This window comes from Streptomyces sp. NPDC033178 (assembly GCF_055577685.1).
The window spans coordinates 1-13,680 of the sequence record NZ_JBVIPT010000016.1 but is presented as its reverse complement, the minus strand read 5'-3'; the positions used below and the strand labels follow the sequence as shown (position 1 = coordinate 13,680).

13 protein-coding genes are annotated in these 13,680 nt (G+C 71.2%); 5 read left to right on the top strand and 8 right to left on the bottom strand.

The genetic code is table 11. The features are described 5' to 3' along the window. Entirely contained in the window at window positions 1-1,044 is a 1,044-nt protein-coding gene (locus ACZ5VQ_RS33710; RefSeq protein WP_469108278.1) for an ABC transporter ATP-binding protein, read from the top strand. A 10-nt stretch (window positions 1,045-1,054) separates the two neighbouring features. Beyond that, window positions 1,055-1,846 carry a maleylpyruvate isomerase family mycothiol-dependent enzyme gene (locus ACZ5VQ_RS33705; RefSeq protein ID WP_469108277.1) on the top strand — a complete coding sequence of 264 codons (792 nt, stop codon included), beginning with the start codon at window positions 1,055-1,057 and terminating at the stop codon, window positions 1,844-1,846. Between the two features lie 238 nt (window positions 1,847-2,084). On the opposite strand, the gene ACZ5VQ_RS33700 is transcribed toward ACZ5VQ_RS33705, so the two are convergent. The 7 genes from ACZ5VQ_RS33700 to ACZ5VQ_RS33670 all read right to left on the bottom strand — a co-directional run bounded on the left by ACZ5VQ_RS33700 (window position 2,085) and on the right by ACZ5VQ_RS33670 (window position 9,240). After that, window positions 2,085-2,735, bottom strand: coding sequence for an LAETG motif-containing sortase-dependent surface protein (locus ACZ5VQ_RS33700; RefSeq protein ID WP_469108276.1), 651 nt, complete (start codon window positions 2,733-2,735; stop codon window positions 2,085-2,087). 165 nt (window positions 2,736-2,900) lie between these two features. Next, window positions 2,901-4,034, bottom strand: a complete 1,134-nt coding sequence (locus ACZ5VQ_RS33695) for an LOG family protein (protein ID WP_469108275.1) — start codon at window positions 4,032-4,034, stop codon at window positions 2,901-2,903. 24 nt (window positions 4,035-4,058) lie between these two features. Next, the gene (locus tag ACZ5VQ_RS33690) at window positions 4,059-4,466 is read right to left on the bottom strand and encodes a VOC family protein (protein WP_469108274.1); all 408 of its coding nucleotides are present in this window, start codon (window positions 4,464-4,466) and stop codon (window positions 4,059-4,061) included. Between the two features lie 108 nt (window positions 4,467-4,574). Then, window positions 4,575-6,338 (bottom strand): ICP22 family protein, encoded by a 1,764-nt coding sequence (locus ACZ5VQ_RS33685; RefSeq protein WP_469108273.1) that lies wholly within the window; start codon window positions 6,336-6,338, stop codon window positions 4,575-4,577. Further along, window positions 6,320-7,060 carry an ABC transporter ATP-binding protein gene (locus ACZ5VQ_RS33680; protein ID WP_362086913.1) on the bottom strand — a complete coding sequence of 247 codons (741 nt, stop codon included), beginning with the start codon at window positions 7,058-7,060 and terminating at the stop codon, window positions 6,320-6,322. The genes ACZ5VQ_RS33685 and ACZ5VQ_RS33680 overlap by 19 nt, the downstream gene beginning before the upstream one ends. A gap of 276 nt (window positions 7,061-7,336) precedes the next feature. Next, a complete protein-coding gene (locus ACZ5VQ_RS33675; RefSeq protein ID WP_362086910.1) occupies window positions 7,337-8,734 on the bottom strand; it encodes an aspartate aminotransferase family protein in 1,398 nt (465 codons plus the stop codon). After that, a complete protein-coding gene (locus ACZ5VQ_RS33670) occupies window positions 8,719-9,240 on the bottom strand; it encodes an Lrp/AsnC family transcriptional regulator (protein ID WP_362086907.1) in 522 nt (173 codons plus the stop codon). Before ACZ5VQ_RS33670 ends, ACZ5VQ_RS33675 begins: the two co-directional genes overlap by 16 nt. 163 nt (window positions 9,241-9,403) lie before the next feature. On the opposite strand from ACZ5VQ_RS33670, the gene ACZ5VQ_RS33665 reads away from it, so the two are divergent. Further along, window positions 9,404-10,843 (top strand): gamma-aminobutyraldehyde dehydrogenase, encoded by a 1,440-nt coding sequence (locus ACZ5VQ_RS33665; RefSeq protein WP_469108272.1) that lies wholly within the window; start codon window positions 9,404-9,406, stop codon window positions 10,841-10,843. Between the two features lie 140 nt (window positions 10,844-10,983). On the opposite strand, the gene ACZ5VQ_RS33660 is transcribed toward ACZ5VQ_RS33665, so the two are convergent. Next, window positions 10,984-11,553 carry a hypothetical protein gene (locus ACZ5VQ_RS33660; RefSeq protein ID WP_469108271.1) on the bottom strand — a complete coding sequence of 190 codons (570 nt, stop codon included), beginning with the start codon at window positions 11,551-11,553 and terminating at the stop codon, window positions 10,984-10,986. 187 nt (window positions 11,554-11,740) lie between these two features. Between ACZ5VQ_RS33660 and ACZ5VQ_RS33655 the strand changes: the two genes are divergently transcribed. After that, a complete protein-coding gene (locus ACZ5VQ_RS33655; protein WP_469108270.1) occupies window positions 11,741-12,394 on the top strand; it encodes a response regulator transcription factor in 654 nt (217 codons plus the stop codon). Then, the coding region (locus tag ACZ5VQ_RS33650) for a sensor histidine kinase (protein WP_469108269.1) at window positions 12,391-13,680 on the top strand (1,290 nt) is incomplete at its 3' end. The genes ACZ5VQ_RS33655 and ACZ5VQ_RS33650, both read left to right, overlap by 4 nt.

Here is a 13,680-nt window from a genome sequence, read left to right as displayed (position 1 = left end):
ATGCGCCACGCAAAGCTCGAACTCGACGGAGCGACCGTACGTTTCGGTGGGCGGCCCGTGCTCGACTCCGTCGGGCTCGATGTCGCCGAGCACGAGATCGTGTGCGTGCTCGGGCCCAGCGGCAGCGGCAAGTCGACCCTGCTGCGGGCGGTCGCGGGGCTCCAACCCCTCGACGAGGGACGGGTGTTCCTGGACGGCCGCGACCTCCACGGCGTGCCCGCGCACAAGCGGGGCGTCGGCCTGATGTTCCAGGACCACCAGCTGTTCCCGCAGCGTGACGTGGGCGGCAACGTGGCCTTCGGGCTGCGGATGCACGGCGAGTCGAAGGAACAACAGGCCCTACGTGTAGGTGAGTTGCTCGATCTCGTGGGGCTGCCCGGCGCTCGTGATCGGGCCGTCGCCTCCCTCTCCGGCGGTGAGCAGCAGCGCGTCGCGCTCGCCCGGGCCCTCGCCCCCCGCCCCCGGCTGCTCATGCTCGACGAACCCCTCGGCCAGTTGGACCGCTCGCTGCGGGAGCGGCTGGTGGTCGAACTCCGCGAGCTGTTCGGCGAGTTGGGCACGACCGTGCTCGCGGTCACCCACGACCAGGGGGAGGCGTTCGCGCTCGCCGACCGGGTCGTCGTGATGCGGGACGGCCGGATCGCCCAGTCCGGTACGCCACTTGAGGTCTGGCAGCGCCCGGCCGACGCCTTCGTGGCCCGCTTCCTCGGCTTCGAGAACGTGACCGCGGCGACCGTCAGCGGGGAGGCCGCGGACACGCCGTGGGGCAAGGTACCGGTGCCCTCGGACGCCCGGCAGGGCGAGGTCGCACTGCTCGTCAGGCCCGCCGGCGTACGCCTCGTACCGGTGGCCGAGGGGCTGCGCTGCACGGTGGCCGCGCGGACCTTCCGGGGCACCCATGTCGCCGTACGCCTGCAGCCCGAGGACGCGCCGTGGCTGGAGGCGGCCTGCGCGCTGCGGGACGCGCCGGAGACGGGGGACGAGGTCGGGGTGGCGTTCGACGCAGCCGAAATTGTCGTACTCGGGGGACCCGGAGGAGCCTAGGGTGCGGCTCATGACGCTACTCGGGCACGACCGCTACTGCGGCGAAATCGTCGGGCAGACCGCGCTGCTGAGGTCGCACCTCGCCGGAGCCGATCTCGGCGCGACCGTACCGACCTGTCCGGACTGGACGCTGCGGCAGCTCGCCGTGCATGTGGGCGAGGCACATCGCTGGGCCGAGCACATCGTGCGGACGCGGGCGACGAAGAGCGTGCCGATCGAGGACGTGGCGGACGTCGGGGGGCCGGAGGGCGACGACCCCGCCGCCCTGGACGCCTGGCTCGCGGAGGGCGCCGAGCAGGCCGCCGAGACCTTTCGCTCCGCCGGTGCCGACACCGCCGCCTGGTCCTGGGCGTGGGAGCACACGGCCGGGTTCTGGGCGCGGCGCATGACCCACGAGACGGTGATCCACCGGGCCGACGCGGCGATCGCGGCCGGCGTGACGTACGAGGTGGCGCCGGAGTTCGCCGCCGACGCGATCGACGAGTGGCTGCAGATCGTACGGTTCGCGCAGGAGAAGTATCCGAGCGACGCCGCGCGGGAGCTGCGCGGGGTGGGGCGCAGTATCCATCTCCACGCCACCGATGCGGAGCCCGGGCTGGATGCCGAGTGGCTGATCGAGTTCGAGGACGAGGGCATCGGCTGGCGGCGGGGGCACGAGAAGGCGACCGTTGCGCTGCGGGGGCCGCTCACCGAGGTGATGCTCGCCTTCTACCGCCGGATGCCGCCGGACGGTGGGCGGTTGGAGGTTCTGGGGGAGCGGGAGTTGATGGACTTCTGGCTGGAGCGGGCCACGTTCGGCTAGCGCCGGGGGTTGATGAGTCTGCGGGTCGGTGGGGGCTTGTCGCGCAGTTCCTCGCGCCCCTAAAAGATTGCGCAGTTCCCCGCGCCCCTGAAGGGCGGTGGTTGAAGCCGGTTTGCCAGGTGCGGGCCGGTCTCGGTTGCTCGCGCAGTTCCCCGCGCCCCTCTAAAGGGCGGTGGCCCGCCCCCTCGTACGGGGGGGGCGGGCCACGCCTGGTGGAACCGGGTCGACCGGGTGGTGCTCAGCGACCGTTCGCCGCGCCGCGGCGGCGCAGGGCGAACATCACGCCGGCGCCGGCCGCCACGAGCGCGGCCGCTATCCCGGCGATCGCACCGGTGTTGGAGCTGGATCCGGTCTCTGCGAGGTTCGACTCGCCGCCCGCGGGAGACGGCGTGCTGCCGCCGGCCGACGCGGCCGGGGTGCTCTCCGACTCCGAGGGCGCCGGGGACTCCGGCTTCGCGGTGACGGGTGAGGAGGGCTCGTCGGACGGGGACGGGGTGGCCGAAGGCGTCGACGGCTCCGAGGACTTGCAGGCCTCGGACGGGGTGACGAGGTTCGGCTTGATGTCCTCGTCGACCTGCTTGCCGGCCTTGACGTGGATCCGGTACTCCGCGTTCGGCTTCCAGTCCTCCGAGAAGTCGATGGTCACGCCCTCGCGGGAGCCCTTGACCTCCTGGGTGCCGACGAGCTTCTCGTCCGCGCCGTTGGACTCGAGGAAGACCGTGATGGTGGCCGGGACGCCGGTGGGGTCCTTGTCGGTGACGCTGATGACGCCCTTGGCGCCGTCGCACTTGGCGACGGCCGAGAACTCACTGATGTTGCAGGCGAGCGCGTTGCCGGCGAGGCCGAGCGTGAGCGCGGCCGAGGCGGAGGCAACTCCGAGAATGCGCACGGAACGTGCGGTACGGCGAGATATGGACACGATTGCCCTTCACGGGATGCACAAACGAGGGGGGTTGGGGATTGGCTGCGAAGAAACAGCAATCCCAGACGCCTCACAGGTTTATTGGGCCGCGTCTCGGGTTGTCAATCCGTCTGTCCGTCTTGACCCCTGGCTTTAGCCTTCATTTACATGAGCCAACCGGATGAGCGCCTCCGGTGCCTCCTCGATCCGGTCGACCAGCGCGATCCGGGACTCCATCGAGCGGTCGCGGGCGAGCGCCTGGAGCAGGGGCCAGGTGGGGAGCCGCTCGGTCCAGTGCGCGCGGTTCACCAGCACCATCGGGGTGGGTTCGCCCCGGGATTCGTAGTAGTTGGGGGTCGCGTTGTCGAAGATCTCCTGGACCGTGCCGGCGGCGCCGGGCAGGAACACCACACCTGCGTTCGAACGAGCCAGCAGGCCGTCCTCGCGCGTGGCGTTGGCGAAGTACTTGGCGATGTGCGAGGCGAAGGCGTTCGGCGGCTCGTGGCCGTAGAACCAAGTGGGGATCCCCACGGAGGTGTTGCCCTTCGGCCAGCGCGTACGCACGTCGAAGGCGGCGCGCGCCCAGTCGGTCACCGACGGCACGAACGACGGGGACTTCGCGAGGAGTTCGCACGCCTCGTCCAGCATGGTGTCGTCGTACGGGGCCGCGTACGCGCCGAGGTTCGCCGCCTCCATCGCGCCGGGGCCGCCGCCCGTCGCCACGGTGAACCCGGCGCGCGCGAGCGCACGGCCGAGCCGGGCGGCGCCGCCGTAGGCGTCCGTGCCGCGCCCGAGCGCGTGGCCGCCCATCACGCCCACCACCCGTGTGCCGCGCAGGAGTTCGTCGAGGGCGTCGGAGATCGCGTCGTCGTGGACGGAGCGCAGCATTGAGGCGTAGATGTCGCCATCGCTCTTCGTCTGCTGGAACCAGGCGTACGCGAGGGCGTCCGGCGTCTCCTCGTATCCCTTGTCGAGCGAGGCGAACAGCTCGTCGGGACGGTAGAGATGACCGCGGTACGGGTCGAAGGGCAGGCCGGGGAGGGGCGGGAAGACCAGGGCGCCGTCGGCACGGACCTTCGCCGCGGCGTTCTCCCGCATCGGGCAGCCGAGGAAGACGGCGCCGGTGGCGTCGCTCGCCAGCAACTCCTTCGTACGGTCCGTCAGATCGACGCACTGGACACGGAAGCCGGTGAGGGTGCCGCGGGACGAGACGACTGCGTCGAACTCCTCCAGCGTCTCGATCTCACGGTCGTTGTGGTGGGCCGCATGGGCGGGGCTCGTCTGCACCCGCCCATGCTAAGCACGGCCGGTTCAGCCCTGGACGGCCGCCGGGTCCATCCACATGACCTCCCAGGTGTGGCCGTCCGGGTCGTCGAAGGCGCGGCCGTACATCTGGCCGTAGTCCTGGGGATCGCGGGTCTCCGAACCGCCCGCCGCGACCGCCTTGTCGACGAGCTCGTCCACCTTCTCGCGGCTTTCGGCGCTCAGACAGATCAGCACCTCGCTGGTCTTCGTCGAGTCCGCGATCTCCTTCTTCGTGAAGTCCGCGTAGCGCTGCTTGTTCAGCAGCATCGCGACGATCGTGTCGCTGATCACGACGGACGCGCAGTTCTCGTCCGAGAACTGCGGGTTGATCGTGTAGCCGAGTTCCGTGAAGAACTTCTTGGAGGCGTCGACGTCGTTCACGGCCAGGTTCACGAAGATCATCTGCTGGTACATGTGAGGTCTCCCATCGCGTGATGTGCTGTTCGGAGGGGTAGACCGGGGGGCCGTCGAAAAGTCATCGGCGTCCCGTGAACTTTTTCGGCGAGCTCTTCGGGTGCGCCGTCAGCGGGTCAGTGGCAGTGCGGCCAGCTCGGCGACTGCCCAGGTCAGCGGGCCGAAGACGGCGAGCAGGGCGCCCGTGCGGAGGGCGGCGGCGCTGCGCAGCGCCGTGGCGGGCGCCCCGAGCCGCAGCAGGGCGGCCGTGGTGTCGGCGCGCGCGTTCCTCGCCTCCACCGCGGCGGTCAGGAGCGTTGCGACGGCGCACCCCGCGACGAGCAGCGCGCCCAGGGTGGTGAGCGGCCCCACGTCGGGGCGCGCGTGGCCGTGGAGCACGGCCATGGCGTACGCCCCCGACGCCACCGCGCACACCACGCCGAGCGGGCGCCCGATGCGGGCCGCCTCCTCCATGAGGACGCGTCCGGCGAGCAGCCGCAGGGCGCCCGGCCGCACCGCCTGGAGCAGCCTGCCGCAGAGGTGCGTGATCGCGGGCCCGGCCAGCGCGAGACCGAACGCGGTGAGCGCCCAGCCGACCAGCACACCGATGGGTCCGACAGAGAGGCCGCCCGGCAGCTCGGGTCCCGCGAGGGCGGGGGACGTACGGCCGGCGTACGTCTCCACGGCGAGCCCGGCCGCGAGGACCGCGGCGCCCCAGGGGAGGCCGGAGGGGGTGGGGAGGGGGGCCGGGGGATGTTCGGGGCTCAGGGGGTCCAGGGGGTGGCGGGTGTGGCCGGGACGGCCGGAGAGCCCGGCGCTGTCGTGACTGCCGTGACTGTCGGGGTGTGGTGAGGCGTCGTGGCGGTCGGCTGCGTCGTGGCCGTTGTGCGCGGGTGCGTCGGCGGTGGCGTGGTTGGCGTGGGCGGCGGAGAGCTGCTCGCCGCCGGGGCGCCCCTCGACCCTCGCGCGGGCGCGCGCGCCGGAGCGGCGGGGCACGTCGAGCGCCGCGGCACTGGTGGACGCTTCCGGGCTGCCGTGCCCGGTGGTCTCTGCGTGGGCGGTGCGCCCGGCGTGATCGTCGGGAGTGCCCTGCGCGCTCCGCCCGCCGGAAGCCTGGTCCCGCCCGGACCGGCCGGTGGTGCCCTGCCCGGAACCGCCCCTGCCCTCTGAAGCCTCCCTGCCCTCGGAACCGTCCCGGCCCCGGGAGCCGCCCGGGCCCACCGAACCGCCCCGGCCCTCCGAGCGAGGGCCCGCCTTCGTTTCCGTACGCGTCCCGAAGCGTCCGTACGCGCCGAAGCCGACGCGTTCGACGGAGCGCCCGTATCCGCCGAAGCCGCTCAGCCGTCCGGGCCGGCCGCCCGTCCTGAAGCCGCTCGGCCTCGGGCCCCGCGGCCGGAGCACCGCCGCGCTGGCCGCCGAGGCGATGATCGGTACGAGGGCCAGGAGGGTGAGCGCGGCCGGGAGGGGCAGCGGCTCGTCCGCGGCGAGGAGGTCGGCGGCGTCGCCGTCGAAGGGGAGGCCGGTCAGGTCGCCACGCAGATGCAGGAAGAAGAGCAGGGCGACCATCGAACCGAGCGTGCAGGACACGGCGGTGGAGATCGCCGCGAGGACCGTCAGGCGGGCGGGGCCGAGGCCGAGCGCCGACAGCCCCTGCCGGGGACGGGTGGCCGGGTCGGTCCGGGCGACCGCCACCGCGAACTGCACGGTCGCGGCGAGCGGTGCGACACACCAGGCCAGCCGCAGCACGGCCGCACCGGACGCGTCCGGGTGCCCCATCGCGTACCCCAGGGTGCACAGGAGCAGGAAACCCGTGCCCGCAGACGCCGCCGCGACCAGAAGCCTGCGGAGCTGGACGGCGGGGCGGGCCCCGCGCGCTAGACGGAGAGCGAGCACGCGGCCCGGCCTTCCGCATTGTCGGCCACCGGCGGCAGATGGACGGTGTTCACCCGCCGCCCGTCGAGCAGCGACACCGTCCGGTCGGCGAGGGCCGCGGTGTCCGCGTCGTGCGTGGCCAGCACGACGGTGATCCCGTGCGAACGGGCCGCCGTCGTGAGCGTACGCAGCACATGGGCCCGGTCGGCGCGGTGCAGCGGGGCGGTGGGCTCGTCGGCGAAGAGCACGGTCGGCGCCGGGGCCAGGGCGCGGGCGATGGCCACGCGTTGTCGCTCGGCGTGCAGTAGCGCGTACGGGCGTTTGCGGGCGCAGCCGCCGATGTCGAGGCGGTCCAGCCACTCCAGGGCGGCGGTCTTGGCGCGGCGGCGGGAGACACCGCGCAGCATCAGGGGCAGCGCCGCGTTCTCCCAGGCGTTCAGCTCCGGGACCAGGACCGGCGCGGGGTCGATCCAGGTGAACCGGTCGCGGCGCAGCCGCTCGCGGGTCAGCGGACCCATGGTGTGCACGGGCGTGCTGTTGAACCAGACCTCGCCCTGCTGCGCCCGCAACTGCCCGGACAGGCACTGGAGCAGGGTCGTCTTGCCGCTGCCACGTGGGCCGCCGACGGCCAGGATCTCGCCCTCGCGAACCCCGAGCGAGACGCCGGTGAGCGCGGGCGATCCGTTGTGGTTGACGTGCAGGGCGCGTGCCCACAGCACGTCGTTGTCCGGCGGAGCCACCATGGCGTACACCTCGGTTCAGATCAGAAATGCCGTGCGAAGTCCCCCTTCCGGGGGAACGAAGGCAGGGCCGATCGGTCACTGGGCACGCTAGGTAGTCGGGGCCGGGAGGCCGGACAGCACGCGGCCCCGGAGCGCCCATTCTCACTCGAACGGGCGGCACCGGGGCCGGTGTTGATCACAGATTCAGCTCATCGGAGCCGGAGCCGGAGCCGGAGCCGGAGCCGGAAGCTGAGCCTGAGCCGAGTCACGGTCGGAGCCCCTGAGGGCCCGGCCGGGTCAGAGCTTCGCCCACGCCTCCGTCAGCACCTGGCGGACGATCCCCTCGATCTCGTCGAAGGTCGACTGGTCGGAGATCAGCGGCGGCGAGAGCTGGATGACCGGGTCACCGCGGTCGTCGGCGCGGCAGTACAGGCCGTACTCGAAGAGCTTCTTGGAGACGAAGCCGTAGAGCACGCGCTCCGACTCCTCGTCCGTGAAGGTCTCCTTGGTGGCCTTGTCCTTCACCAGCTCGATGCCGTAGAAGAAGCCGTTGCCGCGGACGTCGCCGACGATCGGCAGGTCGTGCAGCTTCTGGAGGGTGGAGAGGAACGCACCCTCGTTGTCCAGCACGTGCTGCGTGAGGTTCTCCCGCTCGAAGAGGTCGAGGTTGGCGAGACCCACGGCCGCCGACACCGGGTGGCCGCCGAAGGTGTAGCCGTGCAGGAAGGTGTTGTCGCCCTTGTAGAACGGCTCGGCGAGCCGGTCCGAGATGATGCACGCGCCGATCGGGGAGTAACCCGAGGTCATGCCCTTGGCGCAGGTGATCATGTCCGGGACGTAGTCGAACTTGTCGCAGGCGAACATCGTGCCCAGGCGACCGAAGGCGCAGATGACCTCGTCCGAGACGAGCAGCACGTCGTACTGGTCGCAGATCTCGCGTACGCGCTGGAAGTAGCCGGGCGGCGGCGGGAAGCAGCCGCCGGCGTTCTGCACGGGCTCCAGGAAGACGGCGGCGACCGTCTCGGGGCCCTCCATGAGGATCTGCTCCTCGATCTGGTCGGCGGCCCAGCGGCCGAAGGCCTCGGGGGAGACGCCGGAGCCCTGGTCGAGGAAGGCGGGCGCGCGGTAGATGTTGGTGTTCGCGACCTTGTGGGCGCCGGGGACCAGCGGCTCGAACGGGGCCTTCAGGGCGGGCAGGCCCGTGATCGACAGGGCGCCCTGCGGGGTGCCGTGGTAGGCGACCGCGCGCGAGATGACCTTGTACTTGGTCGGCTTGCCCTGCAGCTTGAAGTACTGCTTGGCGAGCTTCCAGGCGGTCTCGACGGCCTCGCCGCCACCCGTGGTGAAGAAGACCTTGTTCAGGTCGCCCGGCGCGTAGTTCGCGAGGCGCTCCGCAAGCTCGACGGCCTTCGGGTGGGCGTACGACCAGATCGGGAAGAAGGCCAGCTCCTGCGCCTGCTTGGCCGCCGTCTCGGCCAGCTCCCGGCGGCCGTGGCCCGCCTGGACCACGAACAGCCCCGCGAGACCGTCCAGGTAGCGCTTGCCCTTGTCGTCGTAGATGTACGTACCCTCGCCACGGACGATCGTGGGGACGGGAGCGTTCTCGTACGAGGACATGCGGGTGAAGTGCATCCACAGGTGGTCGTACGCGGTTCGGCTGAGGTCCTTGGTGGTCACGGCTATCGGGTTCCCCACATGTAGGTCTGCTTCTTGAGCTTGAGGTAGACGAAGCTTTCGGTGGAGCGCACGCCGGGCAGGGCCCGTATGCGTTTGTTGATGACGTCCAGCAGGTGGTCGTCGTCCTCGCAGACGATCTCGGCGAGGATGTCGAACGAGCCCGCGGTCATCACCACGTACTCGACTTCCGGCATCGCGGTCAGCTCGTCCGCCACGGGCTCCAGGTCGCCGTCGACGTTGATGCCGACCATCGCCTGCCTGCGGAAACCCACGGTGAGCGGGTCCGTGACGGCGACGATCTGCATCACGCCCTGGTCGAGCAGCTTCTGGACGCGCTGGCGCACGGCCGCCTCGGAGAGGCCGACGGCCTTGCCGATCGCGGCGTACGGCCTGCGGCCGTCCTCCTGGAGCTGCTCGATGATGGCGAGGGAGACGCTGTCCAGCGGGGGAGTGGTGTTCCCCGACCGGGTGTCTCGGGAGCCCTTTGGCTCTGCGCTGCGACTGGGCACGTGCTCACTGTGCATGAGGCATCAGCAGTTCCGCAAGGGTTGATTGATGAAATTCGTTGTCTGCATGGCCTGCATGTGCGGATTTCGCAGTTCTGGGCCGATCGGGGGTGTTGAAAACGTGGGGCGCGGGACTAGGGTGGGTGTCTCAGTGATTGGACATCTGACTGGAGGGCCGGCAGTGAGCACCGAGCTGCGTCGTCTGCGCAATTACATCGACGGAGAATTCCGCGATGCCGCCGATGGACGGACCACCGACGTGGTCAACCCCGCGACGGGCGAGGCCTACGCGACCGCGCCACTGTCCGGTCAGGCCGACGTCGACGCCGCGATGGCCGCGGCCGCCGCGGCCTTCCCGGCCTGGCGCGACCAGACCCCCGCCGAGCGCCAGAAGGCCCTGCTCAAGATCGCGGACGCCTTCGAGGAGCGGGCCGAGGAGCTGATCGCGGCCGAGGTCGAGAACACCGGCAAGCCCATCGGCCTCACCCGGTCCGAGGAAATCCCGCCCATGGTCGACCAGATCCGCTTCTTCGCGGGGGCGGCGCGCATGCTGGAGGGCCGCGCGGCCGGGGAGTACATGGAGGGCCTGACCTCGATCGTCCGGCGCGAGCCGGTCGGCGTCTGCGCGCAGGTCGCGCCGTGGAACTACCCGATGATGATGGCCGTGTGGAAGTTCGCCCCCGCGCTCGCGGCCGGCAACACGGTCGTCCTCAAGCCGTCGGACACCACTCCCGCCTCCACGGTCCTGATCGCCGAGATCATCGGCTCGATCGTCCCCAAGGGCGTCTTCAACGTCATCTGCGGCGACCGTGACAGCGGCCGCGCGATGGTGGAGCACCCGGTGCCCGCCATGGCGTCGATCACCGGCTCCGTGCGCGCGGGCATCTCCGTCGCCGAGTCCGCTGCCAAGGACGTCAAGCGCGTCCATCTGGAGCTGGGCGGCAAGGCGCCGGTCGTCGTCTTCGAGGACACCGACATGGCCAAGGCCGTCGAGGACATCTCGGTCGCGGGCTTCTTCAACGCGGGCCAGGACTGTACGGCCGCCACCCGCGTCCTCGTCCAGGAGTCCATCCACGACGAGTTCGTGGCCGCGCTCGCCAAGGCCGCCGCCGACACGAAGACCGGCATGCCGGACGACGAGGACGTGCTGTACGGGCCGCTCAACAACCCGAACCAGCTCAAGCAGGTCACCGGCTTCATCGAGCGCCTGCCCGCCCACGCCAAGGTCGAGGCGGGCGGCCACCGCGTCGGCGACAAGGGCTATTTCTACGCTCCGACCGTGGTGTCAGGTCTTAAGCAGGACGACGAGATCATCCAGAACGAGGTCTTCGGCCCGGTCATCACCGTCCAGTCCTTCTCGGACGAGGCGCAGGCCGTCGAGTGGGCGAACGGCGTCGAGTACGCCCTCGCCTCCTCCGTCTGGACCAAGGACCACTCGCGCGCGATGCGCATGTCCAAGGTCCTCGACTTCGGCTGCGTCTGGATCAACACCCACATCCCGCTCGTCGCGGAGATGCCGCACGGCGGCTTCAAGAAGTCCGGCTACGGCAAGGACCTGTCGGCGTACGGGTTCGACGACTACACGCGGATCAAGCACGTGATGACGTCCATCGAGGGCTGACGGGCTGACGGGCCGACGGGCCGACGAGTTGACGGTTCGCGACTGACGGAGTGAACGGCACGGCCCCGGGCGGGAGTTGATCCGCTCGGGGCCGTGCTGTGTCGGTTGCTTGGCTGGGTGGTTGGTTGGGCGCGTACGAGTCAGGCAGTCCCCGTGAGTACGAGTCCGGCGACGCTCAGCTCTGCGTCGGACTCCTTCCCGCTCTTGTCGCCCTTCTCGTTCTTCTGCACCTCGCGGCCGCCGCAGTCCGGGGGCCAGGGCCGGTCGCCCTTGCCGGGCAGCTCGTCGGGCGGGACCGGGAAGCCGACGCCGATGTCCTCCAGGATGTGCTTGCAGGCCTTCACGGCCTTCCGGAACTCCTTCGAGACCGGGTCCGGACGGCTCGTCCGGTCGCCCGCGTCGATCCGTACGCGTACGCCGTCGCCGTCGTCCGCCGTGTAGATGACGATGTCGGGGAAGTCCTCCAGGCCGTTGTCGCGCACGCACTCGGTGAACTCGCGGGACGCCTTGTCCTGGCGCTTCCAGTCGGTCGAGTCCGTGGAGTCGCCCGGGCCGTCGCCCTTCGGGGGCTCCGACGACGACCCGCCGCTCGACGGCGAGGACGGGTCGGCCGCGACGGCCTGGCCCGCGTACACCCCGCCGAGCGTGACGGCGGTGATCAGGGCGCAGGCCGCGGCCAGTCGGCGATGCCCTTTCGTCGTACTTCGCATGAGGATCCTCCTGGGTGCGTCTATGGAGTACGTCTCGGGAGTGGTTCTCGGGAGTGCTTCTCCTCGAATCACCTCAGCGCGTGGGCGGTTACGGCACGGGAACGGGTGCTCTTACCGCCCTGTTACCGCCCGGCGGGCACGCTGGCCGCAGGGTTCGCAGCAGCCGGAGACGCAGCCGGAGATGCCGATGCGCGTATTGGTGGTCGAGGACCACGAGGAGCTCGCCGAGACCGTCGCGGCGGGACTGCGCAGAGAGGGTATGGCCGTCGACATCGCGCTGGACGGCCATGCGGCGCTGGAGCGGGCCACGGTCAACGGCTACGACGTCGTCGTACTCGACCGTGATCTGCCCGGGCTGCACGGAGACCGGGTCTGCCGGGCCCTGGCCGAGGGGGGCAGCCGGGCGCGGGTACTGATGCTGACCGCGTCCGGCGCGGTCGCCGACCGGGTCGCGGGGCTCGGGATGGGCGCCGACGACTATCTGCCGAAGCCCTTCGCGTTCACCGAACTCGTCGCGCGTATACGGGCCTTGGGGCGCCGTGCCCAACCTGCGCTGCCGCCGGTGCTGGTCCACGGTGATCTGCGGCTCGACCCCGCGCGGCGGGTGGCGTCCCGTGACGGACGCCAACTCCTGCTCAGCCCGAAGGAGTTCGCGGTCCTGGAGCTGCTGATGGGTGCGGGCGGGGCCGTGGTCTCCGCCGAGGAACTGCTGGAGCGGGCCTGGGACGAGGCGGCCGATCCGTTCACGCAGACCGTGAAGGTGACGGTCAGCCGACTGCGGCGCAAGCTCGGGGAACCGCCGTTGATCGAGACGGTGGCCCAGGCCGGGTACCGGGTATGAGAGTGCGTCCCGGGCTCCCCGCGGTGTGGCGGATCCGCGGACTGGAGAGCATGCGCAGGCTGCGGGGCATCCGGGGGCCGCAGAGCATCCGGTGGCGGCTGACGTTGCTCTACAGCGGACTGTTCGTGGTGGCGGGGGCGGTGCTGCTGGCCCTCACGTACGCCCTCATGTTCGAGAGCGGCGAACAGGTGTCGGTGACCAGGCCCGATGTGCCTCCGGGGGCGTGGGGAGCGGGGGCGCCCGCCGTCCAGGGGTACGTACGTGAGCAGCTGGTCGCCCAGCGCAGCGACCAGCTCCATCAGCTCTTCGTCGAGTCGGGGGTCGCCCTCGGCATCATGGCGGTCGCCTCGCTCGTGCTCGGGTGGCTGGTGGCCGGGCGGGTGCTCGCGCCTCTGCGAAGCATGACCGGGGCGGTGCGGCGGATCTCCGCCGACGCTCTGCACCGGCGGCTCGCGGTGGCCGGGCCGGCCGACGAACTCAAGGACCTCGCCGACACGTTCGACGATCTGCTCGCTCGGCTCGAAGGCGCCTTCGAGGCGCAGCGGCGGTTCGTGGCCAACGCGTCGCACGAGTTGCGTACGCCGCTCACTCTTCAGCAGGCCGTCATCGATGTGGCGCTCGCCGATCCCGGGGCGGATGCCGAGACCCTGCGGGCCGCCTGTCTTCGGGTGCGGGCCGCAGGGCAGGAGCAGGAGCGGTTGATCGAGGCGTTGTTGACGCTTGCGCGCAGCCAACGGGGCGTGCCGGAGCGGGAGTTCGTGGACCTGTCCGTGGTGGCCGCCGAACTGTTGCCCGACGGTGGGCCCCGCGTGACCGCCGAGCTCTCGCCTGCGGCCCTTGTCGGGGACCCGCAGTTGATCGGGCGGCTGGTGAGCAACCTCGTCGAGAACGCCGTGCACCACAACGTGCCGCCGGGGGAGGGCGGTTGGGTTTCCGTCTGGACCGGGGTCGTCGACGGGCGGGCCTCCATGCGGGTGGTGAACAGTGGGCCTGTGGTGCCGGGGGATCAGGTGGGCGTCCTGTTCGAACCGTTTCGGAGGCTGGGGGCCGAGCGGGTTCGGGCTCGGGACCGAGCCCGGGAGGGTTCCGGGTTGGGCTTGTCGATCGTGGCGGCGATCGCTGCGGCCCACGGGGGTGTGGTGGAGGCGCGGGCCCGGGGGGAGGGCGGGCTGTGGGTCGAGGTGGTGTTTCCGCCCCCGCCGCCCCTACCCTCCCCCACTCTCGGCTTCGCTCGAGCGGGGGGACCCCCATCGTCCCTTTTCGGGGGCCGGCCCCCGAACCCCCGC

What these genes read in the sequence shown, in the direction of transcription:
- ACZ5VQ_RS33710 (WP_469108278.1), top strand. Translation starts at nt 1, where the DNA reads ATGCGCCACGCAAAGCTCGAACTCGACGGAGCGACCGTACGTTTCGGT.
- ACZ5VQ_RS33705 (WP_469108277.1), top strand. Translation starts at nt 1,055, where the DNA reads ATGACGCTACTCGGGCACGACCGCTACTGCGGCGAAATCGTCGGGCAG.
- ACZ5VQ_RS33690 (WP_469108274.1), bottom strand. Translation starts at nt 4,466, where the DNA reads ATGTACCAGCAGATGATCTTCGTGAACCTGGCCGTGAACGACGTCGAC.
- ACZ5VQ_RS33680 (WP_362086913.1), bottom strand. Translation starts at nt 7,060, where the DNA reads ATGGTGGCTCCGCCGGACAACGACGTGCTGTGGGCACGCGCCCTGCAC.
- ACZ5VQ_RS33670 (WP_362086907.1), bottom strand. Translation starts at nt 9,240, where the DNA reads ATGCACAGTGAGCACGTGCCCAGTCGCAGCGCAGAGCCAAAGGGCTCC.
- ACZ5VQ_RS33660 (WP_469108271.1), bottom strand. Translation starts at nt 11,553, where the DNA reads ATGCGAAGTACGACGAAAGGGCATCGCCGACTGGCCGCGGCCTGCGCC.
- ACZ5VQ_RS33655 (WP_469108270.1), top strand. Translation starts at nt 11,741, where the DNA reads ATGCGCGTATTGGTGGTCGAGGACCACGAGGAGCTCGCCGAGACCGTC.